We start from the raw sequence: 21,846 nt of genomic DNA, 5'->3' as shown, positions 1-21,846 counted from the left end.
AGTCTGCCAGTCGGCCCGCAAACGCCGGTCAGCTCTGGATGCAGGTGCCGGAGGCGACGGCGCCGGACAGGCCGGCGGCCTGGTCCACGACGGGCGCGACCTCTTCCATAGCCAGGGCGTAACCCACGTTGGCGGTGTTGGCCGCCTTGGCGAAGATGACACCGGCGACCTTGCCGTCAGCGCTGAGCAGTGGCCCGCCCGATTCGCCCTGCTGCACGTCGGCGGCGAGGGTGTACACCGCGCGCGGGGTGGGCGACTGGCCGTAGATGTCGGCCACGAGCTGTGGGCCGACCGACATCACCCTGGCCGGGTCGGAGTCGAACGGGCCGCCGAAGGGGTAACCCAGGCTCACACCCTCGCTGTCGACGGCGAGGTCGTCCTGCATGGTCAGTGGTGCCGCGGACAGGCCGGGCACGGCGATGATGGCGAGGTCGTCGACCGGGTCGAAGTAGACGATCTCGCCGGTGAGCGCGCCGGCACCGGGCACCTCGACGACGGCATTGGTGACCCCGGCCACCACGTGCGCGTTGGTCAGCACGCGCTCGGGAGCGATGACGAATCCGGAGCCGGACTGACTCTGCCCGCAGGCCACGGCGTTGCCCGTTATCCGTAGCACCGACTCCGCGGCCGTGTCGAGGACGGCATTGTCGAGCTGCGCCTCCGGCAGGGTGGGGGACTGGCCACCGAAGGCATCCGCGATCACGGGCAGGCCGTCGTCGACGACTGTGGAGCGCAGTTGGGCCAGGAAACTCTTGACCGGCACCGGGGTGACGGAATCGATGGTGCGAACCACGCCGGAGGAGGCGATCGCCGAGGTGAGCACCGGGATGCCGAGAGCGCCGACGCTGAACGCGACCATCGACACCACGGCGGCGGCGGCGGCCACCCCGACGACGGCACCGAAGAGCCTGTCGATGCCGCGGAGCTTGCGCGGGGTGCGGCGGCGGAGGGCACGCCCGATCGACTCGCCGATCGTGAGGCCGCCGATCACGAGCAGCAGGGCCGCGGCGATCGAGGCGGGGGTACGCCACTCGGCGGCCGGCACCCAGGTGGGCACCAGGGGCACTACGAAGTAGGCGGCGACGGCGCCGGCCACGAGGCCCAGGATGCCGCTGATGCTGCCGATCAGGCCGCTCCGGTAGCCGGCGCCGAGGCTGGCCACGAGCAGCACGATGAGAATGACGTCGAGGATGACCGAACCCTGCATGCACGCTCCCGCTTGATGGGCGGAGGTCCGCCGGTTCTCAGCCTAGGCGGCAGGGGACGGTTTTTGCTGAGAACCCGGGGCGTCCCGCTGCAGTTCCAGGTAGCTCATTCCGTGCAGGTCGACAGCGAGACTGTGGCCGGTGTCGACCAGCCTGAGCAGGATCTCGGCGCACCCCGGGCAGCGCAGCAGCAGCCCGTGCGAGTTCGGGTAGACCCGGGCGGTGGCGAGTTCCCCGGTGCGGCCGCAGTGGGCACACCGACCGCTGGCGACCGTGACGTCGACGGCGAAGACCTCGCTCAGGGGGCCCGCAGCGGCGTTGCCGTCGAGGTAGTCGGAGCCGGCGTCACCGTCGTCGCCCGGGCCGGTCACGGTCGGCTCCCCGTCCCGCCGTATCGTTCGGTCTTGATCCGGTCGGCCGGGTAGCCGGCGCGAACGAGCCAGTCGGCCACGGTCTCGACGAAGGCCGTGGCCCCGCAGATGAAGAAGGCCGGGTGGTCGTCGACCGGCAGCACCGCGGCCAGCAGAGTCGCCGCATCCAGCCGATGCGGGGTGATGCCGCTGCCGGCCGGGGCTTCGCGGGTGTACACGTAGGTCACCGACAGCAGCGGGGACCGCGCGAGCTCGTCGAGTTCTGCGCTGTAGTAGCCGGAGTCGGGGCTGCGCACCGAATAGAGCAGTCGAAACGGGGCCGTGCTGCCGGGGCTCGCCGCGGCGTGGGCCCGGATCATGGCCATCAACGGCACCACTCCTGAGCCGCCGGCGATGAGCTGCACGGGCGACGGGTCGGCCGGATCCCAGACGAACCAGCCGCCAACGGGCCCGCGTACCTCGAGCTGGTCGCCCACGGCCACCTGATGCACCAGATACGGTGACACCTCGCCGTCGTCGAGTTCTTCCACCGTGAGCTCGAGCTCGTCGCCGGGCAGCGCGGAGGCCACCGAATAGGAGCGCACCGCCGTGTAGCCGTCCTCTGCGGTGAGGCGCACGTCGACGTGCTGGCCGGGCCGGTGCCCGGTGAGTCCGGGCAGGCGCAGCCGCAGGGTGCGGGCGGTCCTGGTCTCCTGGGTCACACCGATCACCTCCGCAACGTTCCAGCCGGTTCTCACCAGTAACGCTCTTCGCGCCACGGGTCGCCGTACATGTGGTACCCGTTGCTCTCCCAGAAGCCGGGTTCGTCCTGGCGCAGCATCTCCAGGCCGCGCACCCATTTGGCGCTCTTCCAGAAATACAGGTGCGGCACGAGCAGCCGGGCCGGGCCGCCGTGGGCCGGTTCCAGGGTTTCACCGTCGAACTCGTGAGCGATCCAGGCCTTGCCGCCGAGCAGGTCGTCGAGGGGCACATTGGTGGTGTAGCCGCCGTAGGAGTGCGCCATGGTGAACTCGCAGTCGGACTCGACGGATTCGAAGAGCGTGTCGAGCGAGACGCCGCGCCAGCTGGTGCCGAGCTTCGACCAGCTCGTCACGCAGTGGATGTCCTGGGTCACGTCATCCTGTTTGAGCGCGAGGAACTCGTCCCAGCTCCAGCGGTGCACCTGGTCGGTCTCGGTGGTGATGGTGAATTCCCACTCGTCGGGGGCGATGCGCGGGGTGGGGCCGGCCGACAGTACCGGGAAGCCCTCGGTGAGGTATTGGCCGGGAGGCAGCGCCGGATCGTCACGGCGGCGGCGGCCGAAAAAGCCGGGGGAGACAATGCCCATGGTGTTCCTTCCGTGTCACGACGCTCTCGCGGCAGCCTATTGGACACTCGGGGCAAGGTCTACGCCCTGGTCGTCCGAATGCGCGGCCTGGTCCATGTACCACTCGGTGAATTCGCCCCTGATGTCGGCGGCTTCGTTCGAGGCCCAGGCCGTTTGGTACGCGCTCATCCACCGGTCCGTCCGTTGTGTCTCGTCCATTCCTCCGTTGTAGTCGCATCGGGCCGGGCGGGCCAGCGCTGGGTGCTTAGAACGGCGGGGGTTCCTCAGCCGCTGGTCTCCGGGTGCCGGTACGAGGCGAGCCGGGTGGGTGGCTCTCGTATGTGGCGGGGTCGGTTCTTGCGGGTGCGGAGCTGTATTTCTTGCCGCCGGGGGTGGTCCAGGTGAGGGCGCCGCCGGGGCCTTGGCTGGTGCTGAAGCTGGATTGGTGTTTGAGCCGGTGGCAGGGTTTGCAGAGGTGCACGAGGTTGTCGACGCTGGTCGCGCCGCCGGTGTTCCAGGGCTGGGTATGGTCGATCTCGCTGAGCGTGGCCCGTCGGCTGCAGCCGATTCCTTGGCAGGTTTGGTCGCGGATCTGAAGGTAGCGGCGCATGTCCGCCGGCGGCGCGTACTGCTCCCGGCCCACGGAGAGGCGGCAGCCGGTCTCGGGGTGGGTGAGGACCCGCGTCCAGCTGGTCGCGGTGCCCGCGATCTGCCGCGCGGTCTCGGGGTCGATGGGTCCGTAGCCCTCGAGAATCGCCGGTTCGTCGCTCCGGTCCAGCAGCGTCAGCGCCGGCACCGTGAGGCGCACGGTTCCGCGGATGCCGTGGCCGAGCCCGGTGGGGCCGACGCCGTCCAGGAGCAGGTCGCGGTAGGCGTCCGCGCGGCGCTGGTCCTTCGTGCGACCAGGAGCGTTCGCGTCGGTGCCCGTCGCCGGGTCGGTATCGGCGTCGTCTGTGACCTCTGTGGCGATGAGGGTCAGCCGGTCGTAGATCGCCTGAGCGTCGTCGGCCTTGAGGTACGCGTTCAGCCAGGCCATGCCGTCGACGTCGGGCTTCATCACCACGCGACGCTTCACGAAGCCGGCGTCCGCGCGCTCCTGCAGGGGCACCGGGTGTATCCGGTCGAGGATGCGGCCGGCGACCCGCACGAACTGGGTGGAGGTGAGCGTCTCCGCTGCGGGCAGCACCGTCGCTTCGAAGACGGGCAGGATCTCCTCGGGCAGACCCTCGGTGAGGTCGAGCATCTTCATCGCGTGACCCCAGGTGATGCTGCCCCGGGTCAGCGCGGAGTGGAATCGGGGGAGGTCGTCGGTGAGGCGGGCGGCGTTGAAGACCATGCTGCCCGCCGTGGTGCTGGTGACGCGCAGCACCCCGGCGGCTTCGGCGGCCATGCAGCGGCGGGCGAGTTCCTCGTCGTTCCAGGACGGCCCGTGCGCTTGCGTGTCGGGGTCGTCCCGGCCGGACTCAACCGGGTCACCGCAGAGCCCGCGGATGATGCGGGGCTGGCGGCCGAGCCGGTCCAGTTCGGCCAGGAGCCGGGCACGCTCGGCGTACCCGGCGGCGATCACCTTCTCGTTCTCGATCAGCGGGTCGATGACCGCTCTGATCGCTTCTGCGGGTGTGGCATCTGGGGTGGCCATACGGACAGTGAACCACCCACCACCCACACTCACAGGCCCGAAAACCCAGGAGGGGAAAGGTTGTAAAACAGCGCCCTGTGGAGGAGGGGCCGGCGCCGAAAATTGCGCGGTCCGCCCGACATCAGCCCGGCCAGGAGCCCCGCAGTGCGGTGATGGCGTCGTCCAGGCTCAGCCCGTTGTCGGCCGCTACGGAGGCGAGGATCCGAGCGGCCGTGAGCACAGCGGCAGGTGGCGCGGTCACGCCGGCGGCCACCCGGGTGCCGGCGCCGGCACGCGAGACGACGAGGCCGTCCTGCTCCAGCAGTTTGTAGGCCTTGGCCACCGTGCCGGGGGCCACCTGGAGGTCGCGGGCCAGCTGCCGAACCGGCGCGAGCCTTGTTCCGGTCGCCATGCTCCCGGCCAGGATGACGCTCCGCAGCGTCTGGTAGATCTGGTCCGCCGGCTGGCCGGACCCGTCCAGGTTGATCACAACCACGACTAGGCCCGGGAAGTGGTGGACAGTGGGCTGGGGGACTCGTCGGCCGTCGTCGCCGCGCGTGGGGCGAAGCGGGCCCGGCGGGCGAACAGCGGTAGGAGGAGCAGCGCTATACCCAGACCTTGGGCGAGATAGCCCAGTGCCCAGAGCGGCCAGGCCAGCGCCGCGAAGGGCGTTCCGACCTCGATCATCCCGGCGGCGGAGGTTACCGAGCCGGTCATCCGCGCTGTCGCACCGATCAGGTCCCACACCTGTCCCAGCGTGACCAGCGCAGCCCCCGTGCTGACCGAGAGCACCGTACGGGCTCCCAGGCGACGCAGCCACACGTCGACGGCGCGCGCATCCGTCGTGGGGGCCAGCGGTGATCGGGCGATGCCGGCCAGAGCGATCACTGTGAGGGCCGTGAGGCCTGCGATGCCGGCCAGCAGTGGCACGCCGTAGAACCAGCCGAGGAAATCGCTGCTGGACGACGCTGATCCCATCGCGACGGTGATTCGGGTGTAGTTCCCCGCCTCGTCGGGCGAGGACAGCCAGCCCGCGCACAACACCGTGATCACGAGCAGGCCGGTGGCCGTCAGCCAGCCCGTGAACCACCAGCCGGGCCCGAACGACCGCAGGGTGCGCGGGGTGAGGTCGAGAGCGCGCTCGGCTCCGGCTGGGTGCCCGGGCCGAGAGCCGGGCACCAGCACGAGCGCGGCCAGGCACAGCATGCCGGCGAGCACCGGCACGAGGAATCGCCACATACGCCACTCGAAGCCGATCGGCATCCAGGTGAGGACGATCAGCGCCACAATGATGCCGCAGAGGATGCCGCCGGCGATCAGGCCGCGGCGCAGCTGCCCGCTCATGGCGCGATCCCAGGACGGAGCGGTGTCGGCGGGCAGCGCGCGCAACCGCGGTGCGGCCGCCTCGGAGACACGGATGCCGTGCAAAAGGATGCCTAGCGCCACCAGCACCGGGGCCACAGACCCCACTTCATAGGCGGTCATCCACCACGCCATGCGCCACCTGCATCCCCGCTGTGACCAGCGAATCCCCGAATCCGACTTGTACTAACCGAATGGTACATTTCCGGATTGGTTCTGTCGAGAGCGGACGCGCCTATTCGCCGGCGGGTGCGGGTTCGCTGACCGACCAGGCTGTGACGAAGACCTCGCCGCCGGCCACGATGTCCAGGGTGATCGGCCAGGAGCCCCGCTCCAACCCCGGATACAGCGCGGAGTACAGGGTGTACGTGGCCAGTTCGCCATCGGTCGCCATCGCGTTCCAGCCGATTCGGGTCACGCCGTAGCCATGGGCAGGCACTGTGATCGGCATCGCGCCCGGGTCCTCGGCCATGAACGATCCGCCGTGCGTGATCGTCACGTCGATGGCCGACCCGTCCGCGTCGGCGAACGCCAGATCGGGGTAACCATCGAGCACGCAAGGCGTGTCGGAAAAGTTCATCACTTCGATGCTGAGCACCCGGTGCCCGGTGGCGGCATCCGGGTCGCCGAGGAGTGGAGTCGCCTGCTCCGGCGTGCACCAGGTGGGGTCGATGTCGTCCAGGTCGGCTCCCGGCGCCACGGTAGGCGGGGGCGTGGACTCGACGTCGGGGTCTGGCGCGTCACCCAGGGTCTGGCCCTCCGCGACAGCCGAGGCCTCGGCCGATGCCACCCTGGCCGCACGGGCGCCGGCTCCCACGCTGAGCCCGGACAGGCCGAGGGCCAGCACCACCACGCCGGCGAGCAGCAGGGCGGGGCGGCGGGATGCGGCGGGGGTCGCCTCGGCCGCCGGTACCGCCACACGGGCGCGGCTTCGGGAAGCCAAGAGGGCCGGAATCCACCCGCAGATCAGGCCCCAGTAACCGCTGTGCAGGATCAGGCTGCCGGCGGGATCGAGGATGAACGCGGCCCGGCTGGGCGGAAACTCCGTGATGATCGCGCTCACTGCGAAGGGGAGGATGGCGAGTACCCCGGTGAGGACGGCCACGAACCAGAGCGCGAGGAACCGCGTCGAACGCGGGCCGGAGGCATCAGTGCCGACCAGGCCGGCCAGCAGCAGGTGCACCACGAACACGGTCGCGGTCGAGAGCAGGGGCACGAGAACGATCCACGGAAACGTGAGGTACATCAGGCTGGACGGCATGCCCTCCGGCACCACGTGGGCCAGGACCTGCCGCGGAATCCGCTCCTGCCAGGCGAGGTAAGCGAAGACGCCGGAGCTGCCCAGCCAGAGCACAGCAGCAGCCAGGCTCGGCCCCCAGCCGAGTCGAACGCGCCCCCACGATGACATGGGTTGAGCCTACTGTTCGCGGGCGCAGTCGATGCAGAGCTCGGCGGCCGGCCGGGCCTCCAGCCGCTCGCGACCGATCGGTTCGCCCCGGCGGAGGCAGATTCCGTAGCTGCCGTCGTCGATGCGATGCAGGGCGGCGTCGATGGCCGCCAGGGAGGCTGTGAGTTCGCTGTGCACGCCCGCCCGAAGCGACCACTCGTCGGAAAGGGTCGGGCCCTCGGGGTCGTGCTCGTCATCGGCGTCCCCGTCGCTGCGGGCGGCGCGCACGGCGTCGAGGGTGTCGCCCTGGCGGGCCACCTCCTGCTCGAGGTCCTGCCTCTGCCGACGCAGCAGTCCCTCGAAATGGGCGACATCCGCCGCCGTCAGCGGCTCCGCAGACCCGGTCACGCTCAGGAGACCGAGACGCTGATCTCGTGCAGGCCGGTGGCCCCGTCGGGCGCCACATCGGCGAGCTTGCTGGTCTGTACCAGGCCGTTGGTGTCTGTGGCGCGCACCCGGATGGTGTGGGATCCACTGGAGGCCTCCCAGTCCCAGCGCCACTGACGCCAGGTGTCCACCGAGATCGCGTCGGCGAGGGTCGCGGGGTTCCAGTCGCCGTCGTCCACTTGCACGTCTACTGCGGAGACGCCCACGTGCTGGCTCCAGGCGACGCCGGCCACGGTCACGGTTCCGGCGGCGACGGTGGCGTTCTCGCGGGGCACGTCCACCCGGGAGGACAGCTTCACCGGCCCCTTCTCCGACCAGCCGCGGGTGGACCAGTAGGCAGTCTCCTGGTCGAAGCGGGTGACCACCATCTCGGTGACCCACTTGGTGGCGGACACGTAGCCGTAGAGGCCGGGCACGACCATCCGCACCGGGTAGCCGTGCTCGAGCGGCAGCGGGTCGCCGTTCATGCCCACGGCGAGGATCGCGTTGCGGTCGTCGGTGAGCGCCTCGAGCGGGGTGCTCGCCGTCCAGCCGTCCTGGCTGCGGGAGAGCACCATATCGGCCTCGCTCGTGGGTGAGGCGCGCTTGAGCAGCTCGCGAATGGGGTAGCCCAGCCACACGGCGTTGCCGATCAAGTCGCCGCCCACGTAGTTCGACACGCAAGCGAGCGTGGTGGTGCTCTCCTCCAGCGGCAGAGCCAGGAGCTCGGCGAAGTCGATCTCCACCTCGGTCTCCACCATCCCGGTGATCTTCAGGGTCCAGGTCGACGGATCGACCCGCGGCACCGAGAGGGCGGTGTCGATGCGGTAGAAGTCCGCGTTGGGGGTGATGACCGGCGACAGACCCTCGATGTCGAAGGACGCGCCGGCGGGGGTCGGAGTTCCCGGAGTCGCCGGCGCCGGCAGGGTGAACAGCGCCCTGGCCGCATCCGCAGCCCGGCTGCCGGCCGTGAGCAGCTGGCCGCCGATGGCCGCGAGCACGCCGGCGCCCGCGGTGATGCCCGTGTAGGTCAGAAAACGGCGCCGGTCGAGGGCGGCTCGCGAAGCCGCCGCCGGTGTCACGGATGCCGGCCGGCCCGACTCGGCGGATGCCGCCGCGGCCGCGGCCGCGGCGGCGGGGGCCCGGCTGGCGCGCAGTCGGGTGGTGAGCATGGTGAGCACGAGCGCGGCGACGATCATGGCCAGCACCGGAGGCACCGCGTCGAACGGCGACGCGTCGGCGCGGGTGAGCGCGGCCGCGAGGGCGATGAGGCCGGCGGCCACCACCAGGTACCGGCCGAACGGCGGCCGGCGGTACTCGAGAATGCCGGCGAGGGCGGCGAGCAGCGCCGCCACCAGAGCGATGAAGCCGATGAGCACGGCCTTGTCCGCCGTGCCGAAGAGCGCGATCACCCCTTCCTTCAGCCAGGCCGGGGCGAGGTCGATGAGCAGGGCGCCGACGACGAGCACCGGGCTCGCCCCTGGGGCGATGAGCCCGGCGGCCAACTCGGCCAGGCCGAATCCGGCGACGACCGCGGCCAGGCCGGCGAGGGCGGGCAGCAGCGGGCCCGGTGGCGGCGTGACGACCGGTGGCGGCGTGGCAGGGCTGGACATGGCCTCAGCTTAGATTCGCCGGCTGGGAGCTGTGCCGTGTTGTCCGATGGATCGCCCTTACGAAACTCTTACGGCGGCACGGGTGAGATCGAGGCGGCGGTCCAGATCTCAGCCCTGATTACAGCCGTGTTACGAATAAGAGAACGTTGGGGGAACCGATGGACCGCCGCTGGGCAGCGGACTTACGGTGATACCTGCACGCCACGACGAACGGTCGAACCCGACCTCCCCGTTCATCGTTTTCGCCTCTACCCCTGGCTGCACGCCGCTCCACTCGCATCCTGATCCATCCGGATACCGATCTCGAGAGAACCCGCGAACCACGGCCGACGAAGCCCGCTGCCCCTCCAGACATGGCGTATTCAGGCATGCCCGGACGGTCTTGTTCCCGTGCTCCCGGTTCTCTCGTGCCGCTCTTCGAACCAGCTCCTCGGCCCCACCAGTGACTGATCCCGGTCACGCCTGCGTTCCGCACTAGCACCGCGAACCTCGCCCGAGACCCCGTTCGCGAACCCCGGACCCGAATCCTGCACCGAAAGAGAGACGGATGACCTCCCTTCATCCCAGCCTTGGCGTCCCCGCCACACCCGGATCCCCGTCGGAAGACGGGGTCCCGCCCGAGGCTATGCACCGCATCCCCACCCATCAGCTGGCGACTCACCCGTACCCGGCACGGCCCGCCTCCGCGGGTCACGCGCACTCGCCATCGCTTGTGATGCTGGTGCTGATCGCCACGGTCGGCATCCTGGCGTACGCGAACTTCCTCCTCAACCCGGCGAGCCGGGGCGACTGGCTGCCGTATTCGCTGGTGATCGTCGCCGAGTCCATCCTGATCTTCCAGGCGCTGCTGTCGATGTGGACAATCCTGTCCGGGTCGACGGATCCGCGGGAGTTCAACTTCCACCAGGCCCAGGCCACGCTGGTGCACACCCGTTCCGTGGCCAGGGACGGCCTGCAGAACCGGCCGGAGCGGTGGCCGCTGCACCTGGGCGACCAACCGGCCACCGTCGACGTATTCATCACCACCTACGGCGAGGACCTCGACGTGATCCGCAGCACCGTGACGGCCGCGCGCCAGATGCACGGTGAGCATCTCACCTGGGTGCTCGACGACGGCCGGTCCGACGATGTGCGCGATCTCGCCGCCGAGCTGGGCGTGCGATACCTGCGCCGACTGAGCTCGAACGGCGCCAAGGCGGGCAACGTCAACCACGCTCTCACGGTGAGCAGCGCCCAGTACTTTGTGATCTTCGACGCCGACTTCGTGCCCAAGCCGGAGTTCCTGATCGAGACCCTGCCGTTCTTCATCGACGACAGAGTCGCCTTTGTGCAGACCCCGCAGGCCTACGGCAATCTGCACAACGTGATCTCCCGCGGCGCCGGCTACATGCAGGCCGTCTTCTACCGTTTCATCCAACCGGGCCGCAACCGCTTCAACGCCGCATTCTGCGTGGGCACGAATGTGATCTTCCGCCGGGATGCGATCAACGACGTCGGCGGCATGTACACCGATTCCAAATCCGAGGATGTCTGGACCTCGCTCAAGCTGCACGAACGCGGGTGGAAGACCATCTACATTCCCACCGTGCTGGCGACCGGCCACGCGCCGGACACCGTGGAGGCCTATACGAAACAGCAGCTGCGCTGGGCAACGGGCGGCTTCGAGATCCTGCTGCAGAGCAACCCGCTCAGCCCGCGCCGCCGCCTCACCTTCGACCAGCGACTTCAGTATTTGGTGACGGCATCCTTCTACCTCACCGGGATCGCCCCGTTGTTGTTGCTACTGGTGCCGCCGCTGGAGATCTATTTCGACCTGCGCCCGATGAACATCTCCACAACCGTTGTGACCTGGCTGCTGTACTACGCGGGCTTCTACCTGATGCAAGTGGTCCTAGCGTTCTACACGATGGGGTCATTCCGGTGGGAGACGCTGATGCTTGCCACGGCGTCGTTCCCGATCTATGTGGCCGCGCTGGTCAACGTGCTGGTCGGCAAGGAACAGCACTGGAGTGCCACCGGCAACCGGTCGAAGGCGGCCTCACCGTTCAACTTCATGATTCCGCAGGTATTGTTCTTCGTCTTCCTGCTGCTGACCTCGGTGGTGGCGGTGTGGCGGGACCTGACGATCGGCACCCTCACCCTGGCCACGGCGTGGAACGTGACCAACACTCTCATCCTCGGCACCTTTGTGGGCACGGCGCTGCACGAGTCGCACAGCGCCCGCCGGGTGCGGGCCATGGCCCGTCGACCCGAAGCCCGTCGACCCAGCGGCATCCGCACCGCGGCGGACGGCGTTCCCGCCTCTATCCAGGCCGCCCCGACCCGCGAGGTGGTGCCCTCATGACCTGGGCCAATCGATTCAAGCTGTTCGTCGGACTCATCGCGGTTGTCGGTATTGTCGCGGTGCTCACCATTGTCTTCAACCAGCGGCAGGCCCAGGTGATGAGCGCCTCCGCGTCGATCCAGGCGGCGGAGTATCCGGTGGGATCCGATTACGGCGGAACCGTCTTGGACCGGCTCGTCGACGACGGTGACGAGGTGAAGGCCGGCCAGGCCCTGTTCACCCTGCAGAGTCCAACCCTGCAGGCCGACCTGGCCGAGGGGTTGGTCACGGCCGACAACGTGGCCTACTCCGTCGGCGACGACGGCGTGCTCACCCTCACCGCGTCCGTCGACGGCACCCTCACCGACATCACCACCGAGCGCGGTTCCTTTGTGCAGGCAGGCCAGGTGCTAGCTGTGATCAACAAGACCGGTTCCCTGTTCGTGTCGGCCGACTTTGTGCTCACCAGCGGCGACTATGCGCGGATCGAACCGGGCGCGGCCGTCGACATCGTGCTGCCCAACCAGACGCGGGTAGCCGGAACCATGGACACCCTGGACGTGCAGACCGCGGATGGCCAGGCCGAGACCACGGCGAAGGTCGTGAGCCCCGACCTCGTCGACGGCGCCGCCAACGGGCTGATGGCGCCCGGCACACCCGTGACAGCGACCATTTCCTTGCGCGACGACGGCCTCCTCGCCGGGGCCAGCGACGGCCTGTTCAGCTTCCTGCGGACGATCGGACTGTGAGCGTGCGGAGGGGGAGGAGCCCACTCACGATGGCCGCGATTGTCGTGCTCGCCACGGTTCTGAGCGCCTGCACCGCGTCGGATGCCGATTCCTCGGCCGGTGGCGACGACGAGACCCGGGGCGCGGCCGTCTTCCCGAGTGCCGAGGTGGCGCCGCTGGTGAACGCGTTGCCCCAGCAGACCGTGAAAACCCTGCCGACGGCCCGGCTCGCCGACGGGCTGATCCCGCCGACCAACCGCTGGTTCTCCGGCCTGGTCTTCGGCGACCCATCGATGCCGGTGTTCCCGCTGCCGCTGACCTTCCAGCTCACCGACACCGGATTCGCCTTCGGACTGCCGGCGGTGTCAGCCGAACCCACCGTGATCATGGGCGGCTTCGCCGGCCAGATCGGCGTGCAGGTCGGTGCCGGGGGTGCCGCCCTCGACCAGCGAGTGACGGCCTACGACGAGGCGTCGGTCACCATCGGCCAGTTCGTCGATGGCGCCCTGGTGGGCAGGACGGTGATCGCGGAAGGCTCTCCGTTCGTGTCGTTCACCGCCGCGACCGACGTGGCCCTGACAATGCCGACGGTCTTCTCCGCCGCGAACACCGGGCAGAGCGGCGGCGCCTGGACCGCCGAGGTCGCCGGCGACACCTACGGGCTGGTCAGCGGCGGCACGCTCTCGGCCGGCACCGACCTGTCCCTGGCGTCGGGCCAGTCCGCCACCTGGTTCGCCCTGCCGACAGGCGGAGGCCTCGACGCCTTCGTCGAAGCCGCGACCCACCCGGTCACCGGCACCCGCGTCGACTACGCAACCGGCGCCGACACCATCGGCACCACCATCTCATACGACACCAGCGACGGCGGCGACACCCTGATCGCCGCACTCCCGCACCAACAAGCCGGCCTGGACAAGAATGCATCCTGCGCCGGGGGGCAGTACCGGAGCATCTACGGAGCGCTCACGGTCTGCCAGGGGTCGGCGCTCCGCTGGTCGGTGCCCACCGTCGCCCCGAGCGGCGCCGTGGACCTCTCCGCCCTCGACGACGATCAACGCGCCCGACTGGCCGACCAAGTGCGCGCGGATGTGGCGTCCACCCCGACGTTTGCCGCCGACACCTATTTCGGCGGCAAGTCGCTCTACCGGGCCGCCAACCTGCTCGAGGTGGCCCGTCAGGTCGGCGCCGATGACGCGGTGGCGGCTCTCACCGATCGCCTCAGCGCCGCACTCGACGACTGGATGGACCCCGACGGCTGCGTCGCCCGCACCGAGCGCTGCTTTGTCTACGACCCCGCCGCGAAGGGCATCGTGGGCCTGGCCACCTCGTTCGGCTCGGAGGAATTCAACGACCACCACTTCCACTACGGCTACTTCTTCTACGCCGCGGCGGTGGTGGCGGCGGAGGACCCCGACGCGGTGAAACGCTGGGCACCGGTGCTCAACCTGCTCGCGGCCGACCTGGCCACCACCGGTGGCAGCGAGTCATTCCCCGACCGGCGGGTGTTCGACGCCTACGCCGGTCACTCCTGGGCCAGCGGCACCTCGCCGTTCGGCGACGGCAACAACCAGGAATCCAGCTCAGAGGCCGTGACCGCCTGGAACGGGCTCGCCCTGTGGGCCGCCGCGAGCGACCAGGCCGGGCTGCAGACCGAAGCCGAATGGATGCTCTCCGCCGAGGCGGCCTCCTCCCGCGCCTACTGGACCGACTTCGACCTGGCCGACCCGGTCTACCAGGGTTTCGACCACACCATCACATCGCTGGTCTGGGGCGGCAAACGGGACTACGCCACCTGGTTCAGCGCCGAACCGAGCGCCATGCTCGGCATCCTGGTGCTGCCGATGAGTCCGGTCGCCGACTACCTCGGCGGGGACCCCGAGCGAGTGCAAGCGAACCTGGCCGAGGCCCTGCCCGCCGGCAGCTCCGGCACAGCGAGCTATGACGTCTTGTTCGGCGACTACCTGTTGATGTACTCCGCCCTTCAGGGCAGGGACGCCGCATCCGCCGCCCTCGAGGCAGCCAAGGGACTACCGGAAGACCGGATCGACGACGGCAACAGCCGGGCCTACCTGCTGGCCTGGCTGATGGAGCACGCCGACTGAGTCGGTATAGGGCAGGATCGAAGGATCATGGCAACCCTCTCCGCTCTCCCGCACGTCACCGATCCCGATGTCCTCTTCGAGGCGTTCGAACTGTGGGCGGCGGATGCGGGCCTCAGGCTCTACCCGGCCCAGGAAGAAGCGGTCATCGAGATCGTTTCGGGCGCCAACCTGATCCTCTCCACCCCCACCGGCACCGGAAAATCGCTCGTGGCCGTCGGCGCGCACTTCGCCGCTCTCTCGGCCGGCAAGCGCAGCTTCTACACCGCCCCGATCAAGGCGCTCGTGAGCGAGAAGTTCTTCGCGCTGGTGGAGATCTTCGGCCCCGAGAACGTGGGCATGATGACCGGCGACTCCTCGGTCAACTCCGACGCCCCGATCATCTGCTGCACCGCCGAGATCCTCGCCAACCTGGCGCTCCGGAACGGCGAGGACACCCCGGTCGACCAGGTCGTGATGGACGAGTTCCACTTCTACTCCGACCCCGACCGCGGCTGGGCCTGGCAGGTGCCGCTGCTGCTGTTGCCGCGGGTGCAGTTCATCCTGATGTCGGCCACCCTCGGCGACGTCACCGACATCGCCGCCGACCTGTCCCGCCGCACCAACCGCGACACGGCCGTGGTCACCGGGGTGGAGCGGCCGGTGCCGCTGCACTACTTCTACGAGACCACCCCGGTGCACGAGACCGTGGAGGACCTGCTCAAGACCGGCCAGGCGCCCGTCTACATCGTGCACTTCGCCCAGGCCGCCGCCCTCGAACGCGCCCAGGCACTCTCCAGCGTGAAGGTGGTCACCAAGGAGCAGAAGGAGGCCATCGCCGAGCTGATCGGCGAGTTCAGGTTCACCACCAGCTTCGGTAAGACGCTGTCCAGGCTCATCCGGATGGGCATCGGCGTGCACCACGCCGGCATGCTGCCCAAGTACCGCCGGCTGGTGGAGCAGCTCGCCCAGCGCGGCCTGCTGCGCGTGATCTGCGGAACAGACACCCTGGGCGTCGGCATCAACGTGCCCATCCGCAGCGTGCTGTTCACGGCGCTGACCAAGTACGACGGTGTGAAGATGCGCCAGCTCAACGCCCGCGAGTTCCACCAGATCGCCGGCCGCGCCGGCCGGGCCGGCTTCGATACCGCCGGCACCGTGATGGTGCAGGCACCCGACCACGAGACCGAGAACCTCAAGGCCATCGAGAAGGCCGGCGACGACCCCAAGAAGCGCCGCAAGATCGTGCGCAAGCGCGCCCCCGAGGGCTTCGTCTCCTGGGGGGAGCCGTCCTTCCGCCGGCTCGTCGACGCGGAGCCGGAAACCCTCACCTCGAGCATGCAGATGACCAGCGCCATGCTGATCAACGTGATCGCCCGCGGCGGCGACGCTTACGCCAACGTCTACTCGCTGGTGTTCGACAACCACGAGCCCTGGAAGCGCCAGCTCGCCCACGCCCGCCGGGCGCTGGGCATCTACAAGACCCTGCGCGCCGCCGGGATCGTGGAGCAGGGCACGGACGGCAGCATCCGCCTCACGGTCGATTTGCAGGCGAACTTCGCGCTCAACCAGCCGCTGTCGCCGTTCGCGCTGGCCGCCTTCGACCTGCTCGACATCGAGGCGCCCACCTACGCGCTCGACATGATCTCGATCCTCGAGTCCACCCTCGACGACCCGCGCCCGGTGCTGATGGGCCAGCAGTTCGCAGCCCGCGGCGAGGCCGTGAACGCCATGAAGAGCGAGGGCATCGAGTACGACCAGCGCATGGAGCTGCTCGAGGAGATCACCTGGCCGAAGCCTCTGGACGAACTGCTCAGCTACGCGTTCGAGACCTACAAGCAGTCCCAGCCCTGGATCGCGGACTTCCCGCTGCGCCCCAAGACCGTGGTGCGCGACATGTACGAACGCGCCATGTCGTTCGGCGAGTTCGTGGCCTACTACAAGCTCGCCCGCAGCGAGGGCGTTGTGCTGCGCTACCTCTCGGATGCGTACCGGGCCGCCAGGCAGACCATCCCGGACGAAGCCAAGACCGAAGACCTGCTCGACCTGATCGAGTGGCTCGGCGAACTCGTGCGGCAGGTGGACTCCAGCCTGCTCGACGAGTGGGAGGAACTCATCCACCCCGACCTCGCCGCGCACGAGAACGTCGCGCACGCCGTGGTGCCGCCCGCGCCGCACCGGCTCACCACCAACACCCGCGCGTTCCGGATCCTGGTGCGCAACGAACTGTTCCGCCGAGTGCAGCTGGCCGCGCTGGAGAACTACGACGCTCTCGGCGACCTCGACCGCGAGAGCGGTTTCGGGGCGGATGCCTGGGCCGACGCCATGGACGGCTACTACGCCGAGCACGACGAGCTGCTCGCCGGGGCCAACGCCCGCGGCGCCGGGCTCCTCATCCTCGACGAGGGTGCCCAGGTCTGGACCGCCAGGCAGATCTTCGACGACCCGGCCGGTGACCACGACTGGGGCATCAGCGCCGAGATCGACCTGGCGGACTCCGACGAGCTGGGTGTGCCGGCCCTGAAGGTGACCGGCATCAACCGGCTCTAGGCGGTCAGGGCCGGCTCAGCCAAGGCGTCGGCCACCGGCAGCAAGTCCAGGCCCTGCGCGGCGGCGACGGCGGGGTTGGTGACCTGGCCGTCGAAGACGTTCAGGCCGCGGGCCAGCGCCGGGTCGGCCGCCAGAGCCGCACGCCAGCCCTTCTGGGCGATCGCCAGTGCGTAGGGCAGGCTCGCGTTGGTGAGCGCCTCGGTGGAGGTGACCGGCACGGCGCCCGGCATGTTCGCCACGCAGTAGTACAGGGTGTCGTGCACCGGGTAGACCGGCTCGTCGTGGGTGGTGGCCACGGCGTGCTCGAAGCAGCCGCCCTGGTCGATGGCGATGTCCACCAGCACGGCGCCGGGCTTCATGGCGCGCACCATGGCGTCGGTGACGAGCTTGGGCGCGGAGGCGCCCGGCACCAGCACCGACCCGATCACGAGGTCGGCGTCGGTGAGCTGCGCGGCGATCTCGTAGGCGGAGGACCGCAGGGTGTGCACCCGGCCGTCGAAGCGGGCATCCAGCTCACGCAGGCGCTTGGCGGAGATATCGAAGATGGTGACGTCGGCGTGCATGCCCACGGCCATGGTGGCCGCCTGCTCGCCGGCCACACCGCCGCCGATCACGACGACCTTGGCCGGCTTGGTGCCGGAGACACCGCCGAGCAGGGCGCCGCGGCCGCCGGCCGAGCGCATCAGGTGGTAGCCGCCCACCTGCACCGACATGCGGCCGGCCACCTCGCTCATCGGGGCGAGCAGCGGCAGCGAACGGTCCTCCAGCTGCACGGTCTCATAGGCGATGCCCGTGGTGCCGGAGGCCAGCAGGGCCTGGGTGAGGTCGGGCGCGGGGGCCAGGTGCAGGTAGGTGAACAGCACCTGGTCGCGGCGCAGCAGCGGGTACTCGGCCGCGATTGGTTCCTTCACCTTGAGCAGCAGGTCGGCGGATGCCCACACCTCTGCGGCCGTGCCGGCGATCGTGGCGCCCGCGGCCGCATACTGGCCGTCGGAAATGTCGGAGCCGACGCCGGCGTTGGTCTCGATGAGCACCTCGTGGCCGAGGCGCACGAACTCGGAGACGCCGGCGGGGGTGATGGCCACCCGATATTCGTGGTTCTTGATCTCGCGGGGGATACCGACGCGCATGAGGACTCCTGGCTGGTGGGACGTGGGATGAGAGCTGCGCGGGCCGCGCGATCTGTGGTGGGAACGAGATAATGCTGGGTCATCGTCGGTCGATGTGCAATGCGACCGAATATATTGAACTCATTCGGCAAATCCGCCGCGCAGGCTTCGGCAGTGAGGGAATCTGGATATGGCGATACCGAAGAATCGACTGGCCGTCTCCACCGACGTTCTGGATGCCGTGGACTGGGGCCTACTGGCGCTGCTGCGCTCCAACGCGCGCCTGACCAATGCCGCGCTGGCCGCATCCGTGGGCATCGCGGCGTCGACCTGCCTGGAGCGGGTGCGGTCGCTGGTGAGCCGCGGTGTGATCCGGCGCTTCACCGTGGACATCGACCCGGCGGCGCTGGGTCTGGGCGTGCAGGCGCTCATCAGCGTCAACATCCACTCCGGCGCCCGGTCGCAGATCACCCCGTTCGCGGCCCGGATCCGCGAACTGCCCGAGGTGATGCAGTTCTTCTTCGTGGGCGGCAACGAGGACTTCCTGGTGCACGTGGCGGTGCGCGACACCGACGGGCTGCGCAGTTTTGTGCTCGACAACCTGTCGGCCGATCCGGTGGTGGCGTCCACCCGCACGAGCATCATCTTCGACCACGTCGCGCCGTCGCTCTAGTCTCATCGCTGTAGCCTCGGAGTATGGCCTCCACTCAGACAGACACCCCACGTACCGCTCCGATCCGCGCGGGAGTGATCGGCTACGGGCTGTCCGGGCGGGTGTTCCACGCCCCGTTCCTGGCGGCCAACCCGGACTTCTCGCTCGATGTGATCGTGACCTCGAACGCCGAGCGCGGCGCCGCTGCCCTCGAGGCCTACCCAAGCGTGCAGGTGCTCGCGACCGCTGAGGAACTCTTCGCCCGAGGTGATCTCGACCTCGTCGTGATCGGCACACCGCCGGAGACCCACGTTCCGCTCGCCCACGCCGCTCTAGACGCCGGCCTGGCCGTTGTGATCGACAAGCCGTTCTCCACCAACTCCCACGATGGCTGGGAGCTCCTGAACCGGGCGGCAAGCCTGGGCCTGCCCATCACGGTGTTCCAGAACCGTCGCTGGGACGGCGACTTCCTCACCCTGCGCGCGCTCCTGGCCGATGGCGCCCTCGGTGAGGTGTACACGTTCGAGTCCCGGTTCGAATCCTTCAGGCCCGGACCGGCCCGCAGCTGGAAGGCCGGAGCCACGCCGGCGGCCGGCGGCGGCATCCTCTTCGACCTCGGCGCCCACCTCATCGACCAGGCGGTGCAGCTGTTCGGACCGATCGACGACGTGACCGCCGAGGTGCACAGCCGGCGGCCGGATGCCGCCGCCGATGACGACACCTTCGTCTCGCTGCACCACGGCTCCGGCGTGACCTCGCACCTGTGGATGAGTAAGTTCGCCGCGCAGGTCGGCCCGCGCTACCGGGTGCTGGGCTCGGAGGCCGCCTACGTGAAGTGGGGACTGGACGGGCAGGAAGAGGCGATCCAGGCCGGTGCGCGGCCGAGCGACCCCGACTTCGGGCTGGAGCCGGAGAGCGCCTGGGGAACCCTGGGTATCGACGGGGCCACCCGGGTGGTCCCCACCGAGCGTGGCCGGTACGTGGGGTTCTACGCCGAGCTGGCCGACGCGCTCCTGCGTGGGGCTCCGCTGCCGGTGAATCCCGCAGACGCGATCCGTACCATCGAAGTGATTGAGCGCATCCACGCCGCGAACCGCTGAGTGCGACCCGCTGATTACCCGGTCTTGGTCCAGTCCAGGTTGATCACCTGGCGGATGTAGATGTTCTCGCCCACCCCGGAAACCTTGGGGTTCATCTTGAGCAGCTGCTGCATCGGGATGTTGAAGCGCTGGGCGATGTCGAAGAACGAGTCGTTCTCGATGACCTTGTAGCTGATCGGCATGCCCGTGCCGTCGAGCTCCGGCGTGCCCTGGGCCCCGGGATAGCGCCGAGGTCCTGCGCCGGGCCCTCCGGCAGGGGCTCGGCGGGCAGTTCGGGGTTCGGGTCGAGCGACGGGTCCTCCACCACGGGCTCCTCGGTGGGCACCGGCGTAGGCGTGGGCGTCGGGGTAGGAGTCGGTGTCGGCGTGGGCGTCGGGGTCGCGGTGACCACGATCGTCTGGGTCACGGCGGGCGCCGGCGCGGTCGCGCAGCCGGTGAGCAGCAGTCCTGCGGCGACGACCAGAGCGGCGCCGAGCGGGCGCGGCGACAGCAGGCGGCGCGGTGAAAGAGTGGAATCGTCGATGGTGTACCCCCGGGAACCTAGCTTAGGTCAGGGATTACGTTGTCGGGGCGCCCTGGTGTGCCCTCTTCGAGTGGCGTCTCCGACAGCGCAGTCAGCACTCGATGACGTTGACCGCGAGGCCGCCCTCGCTGGTCTCCTTGTACTTCGTCATCATGTCGAGCCCGGTCTGGCGCATGGTCTCGATCACGGTGTCAAGCGACACCAGGTGGGTGCCGTCGCCGTGCAGGGCGAGCCGCGCGGCCGACACCGCGGTGGATGCGGCGATGGCGTTCCGTTCGATGCAGGGCACCTGCACGAGCCCGCCGACGGGATCGCAGGTGAGGCCGAGGTGGTGTTCCATGGCGATCTCCGCCGCGTTCTCCACCTGGCGCGGGGTGCCGCCGAGCACGGCGCAGAGCGCCCCGGCCGCCATGGCGCATGCCGAGCCGACCTCGGCCTGGCAGCCGCCCTCCGCTCCGGAGATGGAGGCGTTGGCCTTGACCAGCGACCCGATCGCTACGGCGGTGAGGAGGAAGCGGCGGATGCCGGCCGCATCCGCACCGGGGACGAACCTGAGGTAGTAGTGCGCGACGGCAGGGATGATGCCGGCCGCCCCGTTGGTGGGTGCTGTCACGACGCGACCGCCCGAGGCGTTCTCCTCGTTCACGGCCAGGGCGAAGGCATGCAGCCACTCGGTCGAGGTGTCGCGCTCCCGCTGCGGAAGACCGTCGTATTCTTCCAACTGCATACGAATCGCGGAGGCCCGGCGCTTCACCCGCAGGCCGCCGGGCAGGATGCCGTCGACGTGCAGTCCGGCTTCGACGCAGGAGTGCATGGCGTCCCAGATGGCGTCGAGTCCGGCGTCGAGGCCCTGGGCGCCGTGGATGGCCTCCTCGTTGGCACGGGCGACGTCGCAGATGCCGATGCCGTGGGCGTCGCAGAGCGCCAGCAGCGCGGCGCTGGATGCGTAGGGCATCGGCTGGGGGTGGATGGAGGCGGGGCGCACGGGGTCGCCGTCGCGGCGGATGAAGCCGCCGCCGATCGAGTAGTAGGTCTCCTCCAGCAGGGGAGCGGCGTCGGGCGAGGCGTCGTCGCCCCACGCCGAGAGGGTCATGGCATTGGGATGCCCGGGCAGCCGGGTGCGCGGTTCGAAGACCACATCATTCTTCTGTACGGTCACCGGATGCGTTCCGTTCAGCGGCAGCGTCGCGCCGTCGGCGAGGTCTGTCCAGCGGCCCCGCACATCATCGGGGTCGCAGGCCTCGGGGCGGAGGCCCGCCAGGCCGGCGAGGATCGCATCGGGAGTGCCGTGGCCGAGGCCGGTCGAGCCGAGCGAGCCGAACAGCGAGCAGCGGATGCGCACAACCTCGTCGAGACGGCCGCCGGCGGCGAGGTTCTCGGCGAAGACGAGGGCTGCCCGCATCGGGCCGACCGTGTGGGAACTGGATGGACCGATTCCGATGGAGAAGAGGTCGAGAGCCGAAACGTACGCTGTCACCTGCCCATCGTACGCGGC

General features: G+C 69.5%; 20 protein-coding genes. 6 read left to right on the top strand and 14 right to left on the bottom strand.

What is annotated here, in order from left to right; genetic code table 11:
• Positions 1-28: 28 nt before the first annotated feature.
• The 11 genes from BJQ94_RS12905 to BJQ94_RS12855 form a co-directional block, all read right to left on the bottom strand.
• Positions 29-1,207, bottom strand: a complete 1,179-nt coding sequence (locus BJQ94_RS12905) for a MarP family serine protease (protein WP_265398978.1) — start codon at positions 1,205-1,207, stop codon at positions 29-31.
• A gap of 42 nt (positions 1,208-1,249) precedes the next feature.
• A complete protein-coding gene (locus BJQ94_RS12900; protein ID WP_265398977.1) occupies positions 1,250-1,576 on the bottom strand; it encodes a DUF6510 family protein in 327 nt (108 codons plus the stop codon).
• Positions 1,573-2,313 carry a ferredoxin reductase gene (locus BJQ94_RS12895; RefSeq protein ID WP_345893445.1) on the bottom strand — a complete coding sequence of 247 codons (741 nt, stop codon included), beginning with the start codon at positions 2,311-2,313 and terminating at the stop codon, positions 1,573-1,575. Before BJQ94_RS12895 ends, BJQ94_RS12900 begins: the two co-directional genes overlap by 4 nt.
• On the bottom strand, positions 2,310-2,903 hold the full coding sequence (locus BJQ94_RS12890) for a sulfite oxidase-like oxidoreductase (protein WP_265398976.1): 594 nt from the start codon (positions 2,901-2,903) through the stop codon (positions 2,310-2,312). The genes BJQ94_RS12895 and BJQ94_RS12890 overlap by 4 nt, the downstream gene beginning before the upstream one ends.
• A 36-nt stretch (positions 2,904-2,939) precedes the next feature.
• On the bottom strand, positions 2,940-3,071 hold the full coding sequence (locus BJQ94_RS12885) for a hypothetical protein (RefSeq protein ID WP_265398975.1): 132 nt from the start codon (positions 3,069-3,071) through the stop codon (positions 2,940-2,942).
• Between the two features lie 76 nt (positions 3,072-3,147).
• A complete protein-coding gene (locus tag BJQ94_RS12880; protein ID WP_275875491.1) occupies positions 3,148-4,521 on the bottom strand; it encodes an HNH endonuclease signature motif containing protein in 1,374 nt (457 codons plus the stop codon).
• A 121-nt stretch (positions 4,522-4,642) separates the two neighbouring features.
• Positions 4,643-4,990 carry a winged helix-turn-helix domain-containing protein gene (locus BJQ94_RS12875; protein WP_265397998.1) on the bottom strand — a complete coding sequence of 116 codons (348 nt, stop codon included), beginning with the start codon at positions 4,988-4,990 and terminating at the stop codon, positions 4,643-4,645.
• 8 nt (positions 4,991-4,998) lie between these two features.
• Positions 4,999-5,985, bottom strand: a complete 987-nt coding sequence (locus BJQ94_RS12870) for a hypothetical protein (RefSeq protein WP_265397997.1) — start codon at positions 5,983-5,985, stop codon at positions 4,999-5,001.
• Positions 5,986-6,097: 112 nt separating this feature from the next.
• A complete protein-coding gene (locus BJQ94_RS12865) occupies positions 6,098-7,270 on the bottom strand; it encodes a DUF4232 domain-containing protein (RefSeq protein ID WP_265397996.1) in 1,173 nt (390 codons plus the stop codon).
• Between the two features lie 9 nt (positions 7,271-7,279).
• Positions 7,280-7,657 (bottom strand): TraR/DksA C4-type zinc finger protein, encoded by a 378-nt coding sequence (locus tag BJQ94_RS12860; RefSeq protein WP_265397995.1) that lies wholly within the window; start codon positions 7,655-7,657, stop codon positions 7,280-7,282.
• Between the two features lie 2 nt (positions 7,658-7,659).
• Positions 7,660-9,288 (bottom strand): molybdopterin-dependent oxidoreductase, encoded by a 1,629-nt coding sequence (locus BJQ94_RS12855; RefSeq protein WP_265397994.1) that lies wholly within the window; start codon positions 9,286-9,288, stop codon positions 7,660-7,662.
• A 547-nt stretch (positions 9,289-9,835) separates the two neighbouring features.
• On the opposite strand from BJQ94_RS12855, the gene BJQ94_RS12850 reads away from it, so the two are divergent.
• Genes BJQ94_RS12850 through BJQ94_RS12835 form a run of 4 tightly spaced genes read left to right on the top strand, consistent with a single transcriptional unit; the run spans position 9,836 to position 16,967 of the window.
• Entirely contained in the window at positions 9,836-11,632 is a 1,797-nt protein-coding gene (locus BJQ94_RS12850) for a glycosyltransferase family 2 protein (RefSeq protein ID WP_265397993.1), read from the top strand.
• Entirely contained in the window at positions 11,629-12,360 is a 732-nt protein-coding gene (locus BJQ94_RS12845) for a biotin/lipoyl-binding protein (RefSeq protein WP_265397992.1), read from the top strand. The genes BJQ94_RS12850 and BJQ94_RS12845 overlap by 4 nt, the downstream gene beginning before the upstream one ends.
• Before the next feature lie 29 nt (positions 12,361-12,389).
• Positions 12,390-14,441 (top strand): glycosyl hydrolase, encoded by a 2,052-nt coding sequence (locus BJQ94_RS12840; protein WP_265397991.1) that lies wholly within the window; start codon positions 12,390-12,392, stop codon positions 14,439-14,441.
• Between the two features lie 27 nt (positions 14,442-14,468).
• A complete protein-coding gene (locus BJQ94_RS12835; protein ID WP_265397990.1) occupies positions 14,469-16,967 on the top strand; it encodes a DEAD/DEAH box helicase in 2,499 nt (832 codons plus the stop codon).
• Here the strand turns inward: BJQ94_RS12835 and ald are convergent.
• Entirely contained in the window at positions 16,964-18,097 is a 1,134-nt protein-coding gene (ald, locus tag BJQ94_RS12830; RefSeq protein ID WP_265397989.1) for an alanine dehydrogenase, read from the bottom strand. The genes BJQ94_RS12835 and ald overlap by 4 nt on opposite strands.
• A 169-nt stretch (positions 18,098-18,266) precedes the next feature.
• On the opposite strand from ald, the gene BJQ94_RS12825 reads away from it, so the two are divergent.
• Both BJQ94_RS12825 and BJQ94_RS12820 read left to right on the top strand, forming a co-directional pair.
• Positions 18,267-18,749, top strand: a complete 483-nt coding sequence (locus BJQ94_RS12825) for an Lrp/AsnC family transcriptional regulator (RefSeq protein ID WP_265397988.1) — start codon at positions 18,267-18,269, stop codon at positions 18,747-18,749.
• A 23-nt stretch (positions 18,750-18,772) separates the two neighbouring features.
• Positions 18,773-19,828 (top strand): Gfo/Idh/MocA family oxidoreductase, encoded by a 1,056-nt coding sequence (locus tag BJQ94_RS12820; protein ID WP_265397987.1) that lies wholly within the window; start codon positions 18,773-18,775, stop codon positions 19,826-19,828.
• Between the two features lie 14 nt (positions 19,829-19,842).
• On the opposite strand, the gene BJQ94_RS12815 is transcribed toward BJQ94_RS12820, so the two are convergent.
• Entirely contained in the window at positions 19,843-20,010 is a 168-nt protein-coding gene (locus BJQ94_RS12815) for a LysM domain-containing protein (protein WP_275875490.1), read from the bottom strand.
• Positions 20,011-20,442: 432 nt separating this feature from the next.
• Positions 20,443-21,828, bottom strand: a complete 1,386-nt coding sequence (locus BJQ94_RS12810) for an L-serine ammonia-lyase (RefSeq protein WP_265397985.1) — start codon at positions 21,826-21,828, stop codon at positions 20,443-20,445.
• Positions 21,829-21,846: the final 18 nt, after the last annotated feature.

The organism is Cryobacterium sp. SO2 (genome assembly GCF_026151165.2).
GTDB lineage: Bacteria > Actinomycetota > Actinomycetes > Actinomycetales > Microbacteriaceae > Cryobacterium.
This window is presented reverse-complemented; position numbering and strand designations above follow the sequence as displayed.

Bases quoted from the DNA above. Each gene is read 5' to 3' on its own strand.
- BJQ94_RS12845 (WP_265397992.1), top strand. From the start codon at position 11,629: ATGACCTGGGCCAATCGATTCAAGCTGTTCGTCGGACTCATCGCGGTT.
- BJQ94_RS12840 (WP_265397991.1), top strand. From the start codon at position 12,390: ATGGCCGCGATTGTCGTGCTCGCCACGGTTCTGAGCGCCTGCACCGCG.
- BJQ94_RS12870 (WP_265397997.1), bottom strand. From the start codon at position 5,985: ATGACCGCCTATGAAGTGGGGTCTGTGGCCCCGGTGCTGGTGGCGCTA.
- BJQ94_RS12825 (WP_265397988.1), top strand. From the start codon at position 18,267: ATGGCGATACCGAAGAATCGACTGGCCGTCTCCACCGACGTTCTGGAT.
- BJQ94_RS12835 (WP_265397990.1), top strand. From the start codon at position 14,469: ATGGCAACCCTCTCCGCTCTCCCGCACGTCACCGATCCCGATGTCCTC.
- BJQ94_RS12815 (WP_275875490.1), bottom strand. From the start codon at position 20,010: ATGCCGATCAGCTACAAGGTCATCGAGAACGACTCGTTCTTCGACATC.
- BJQ94_RS12880 (WP_275875491.1), bottom strand. From the start codon at position 4,521: ATGGCCACCCCAGATGCCACACCCGCAGAAGCGATCAGAGCGGTCATC.
- BJQ94_RS12855 (WP_265397994.1), bottom strand. From the start codon at position 9,288: ATGTCCAGCCCTGCCACGCCGCCACCGGTCGTCACGCCGCCACCGGGC.
- BJQ94_RS12905 (WP_265398978.1), bottom strand. From the start codon at position 1,207: ATGCAGGGTTCGGTCATCCTCGACGTCATTCTCATCGTGCTGCTCGTG.
- BJQ94_RS12890 (WP_265398976.1), bottom strand. From the start codon at position 2,903: ATGGGCATTGTCTCCCCCGGCTTTTTCGGCCGCCGCCGCCGTGACGAT.
- ald (WP_265397989.1), bottom strand. From the start codon at position 18,097: ATGCGCGTCGGTATCCCCCGCGAGATCAAGAACCACGAATATCGGGTG.
- BJQ94_RS12820 (WP_265397987.1), top strand. From the start codon at position 18,773: ATGGCCTCCACTCAGACAGACACCCCACGTACCGCTCCGATCCGCGCG.
- BJQ94_RS12850 (WP_265397993.1), top strand. From the start codon at position 9,836: ATGACCTCCCTTCATCCCAGCCTTGGCGTCCCCGCCACACCCGGATCC.
- BJQ94_RS12865 (WP_265397996.1), bottom strand. From the start codon at position 7,270: ATGTCATCGTGGGGGCGCGTTCGACTCGGCTGGGGGCCGAGCCTGGCT.
- BJQ94_RS12885 (WP_265398975.1), bottom strand. From the start codon at position 3,071: ATGAGCGCGTACCAAACGGCCTGGGCCTCGAACGAAGCCGCCGACATC.